The sequence below is a fragment of the Nocardiopsis lucentensis DSM 44048 genome (genome assembly GCF_000341125.1).
Taxonomy (GTDB): domain Bacteria; phylum Actinomycetota; class Actinomycetes; order Streptosporangiales; family Streptosporangiaceae; genus Nocardiopsis; species Nocardiopsis lucentensis.
The window spans coordinates 1-1,912 of sequence record NZ_ANBC01000394.1; the positions used below are offsets into that span (position 1 = coordinate 1).

Sequence of the window (1,912 nt, forward strand, 5' to 3'; positions counted from 1 at the left end):
GAGATGGTGTTGCTCTGCACGCTGTTGAAGACGAGGCTGAAGGTCACCGTGATGATGACGGCGAAGAGCACGCCCATCCACCGGGCGCCGAGTCCGCGCTCCATGTAGTACGCGGGACCGCCCTGGTAACCCTCCTTCCCGCCGACCTTGTAGAGCTGGGCGAGGGTGGACTCCACGAAGCTCGCCGCTCCGACGACCAGCGCCATGGCCCACATCCAGAAGACCGCGCCGGGGCCGCCGAGCGCGATCGCGGTGGCCACGCCGGCGATGTTGCCCGTGCCGATGCGGGCGGCGGCGGAGACGGCGAAGGCCTGGAAGGCCGAGATCGGTTTGCCGCCGTCGGCGGCCCGGCCCGGGTCACCCCGCATCGCCCGGAACATCTCCGGGAGCAGGCGGAACTGTACGCCCTTGGAGCGCACCGTGAAGTACAGGCTCAGGAGGAGGAGGGCGGGGATGAGCAGATAGGCCCAGAACACGTCGTTGAACGTGCCGATGCCGGCACTGATGGCTTCCACAGGGGAGGTCCCTTCGTCGTCGGCGGAGACGGCGTTGTCTCGCTCCGCGACCGGTTCGTGTCCGCGGGGGGCAGGGCGGATGTTCGTGCTTGTGGGGCTTGTTCCGTTGGCGTTCGAACACGGAAGGTGACAACGCGGCCGAGGTCGTCGCCGGTTGGAGCACCCGGGCCGCCATGGGTGGTGCGGGCCCCGACCAGATAAAGGGAAAAACGCCCGCTATGCAAGATAGGTCACTTCCGAACACGATTCGGAAAGTGCGCCCTCACGCGGGCCGCCGCAGGGGTCGCAACCCCTGGTTCGGGGGGTGGGTGAAGCAGGGGGAAACCTTTGGAGAACCCCTGGAGAGAAGGGGTTTTTCGGGGCGTTGATCCGTTCTCGGGGGGTCCGGGTGGTGCTCGGGCGCTGCTCCTACCTGGACTCTTCCGCATGCCGGATTGGAAGGAGTCCTTGTGGTGCACCTCACGGGTAAAGTCTCCGAATCAGACTCGGGAACGGCTGGAGTGTGGCGTCGGACACGCGCGAATTGTCCTTGTTATATAAATGTGACATGTTGCGTCCGTGTTAACTCATTCGCTACGGTTCACACCGTGGTACAACTTCGTATAGCTCTGGCACAGATCAACCCCGTTGTGGGTGATTTGGATCGAAATTGCGACAGCGTCGTCGCTCACGCTCGCCAGGCGAGCGACGCTGGAGCCCATCTCGTGGTGTTCCCCGAGATGGTCGTGACGGGATACTCGGTCGAGGATCTCGCCCTGCGGGACGGTTTCGTCTCCGCGTCCACCAAGGCCACCCACCGACTCGCCGAACGCCTCTCCGCGGAGGGGCTGGGCCATCTCCCGACGGTCGTCGGCTTCCTGAACCGCAAAGAGGGGGCCGGGGTTCGCTTCGGCCAGCCCTCGGGCGCCCCGCAGAACTCCCTCGCGGTCCTGCACCGGGGCCGGGTTCAGCTCGTGTCGGCCAAACACCACCTGCCCAACTACGGGGTGTTCGACGAGTTCCGCTACTTCGTCCCCGGGGACACGCTCCCCGTGCTGCGGCTGCACGGCGTCGACATCGCCTTCGCCATCTGCGAGGACCTGTGGCAGGACGGCGGCCCCGTCGCCGCCGCGGCCGAGGCCCGCGCCGGAATGCTGATCACGTTGAACGGCTCCCCGTACGAGCGGGACAAGGACGACGTGCGGCTCGGACTCTGCCAACGGCGGGCGCGCGAGATCGGTGCCGCCATCGGCTACGTCAACATGACCGGCGGCCAGGACGACCTGGTCTTCGAGGGCGACTCCCTCATCGTCGACGCCGACGGGGAGCTGGTCGCCCGGGCCGCGCAGTTCGAGGACGAGCTGCTGGTCACCGACGTTCCCCTGCCGCGGGCGGAGTCCCCGGACGACGAGCCGGCG

General features: G+C 67.1%; 2 protein-coding genes. One reads left to right on the forward strand and one right to left on the reverse strand.

Going from position 1 to position 1,912, the window contains the following annotated elements; genetic code table 11:
• On the reverse strand, positions 1-515 hold a 515-nt coding region (locus tag D471_RS0113320; protein WP_017599068.1), incomplete at its 3' end, for an alanine:cation symporter family protein.
• 587 nt (positions 516-1,102) lie between these two features.
• Here D471_RS0113320 and D471_RS0113325 point away from each other — a divergent pair.
• The coding region (locus D471_RS0113325; protein WP_338045335.1) for a nitrilase-related carbon-nitrogen hydrolase at positions 1,103-1,912 on the forward strand (810 nt) is incomplete at its 3' end.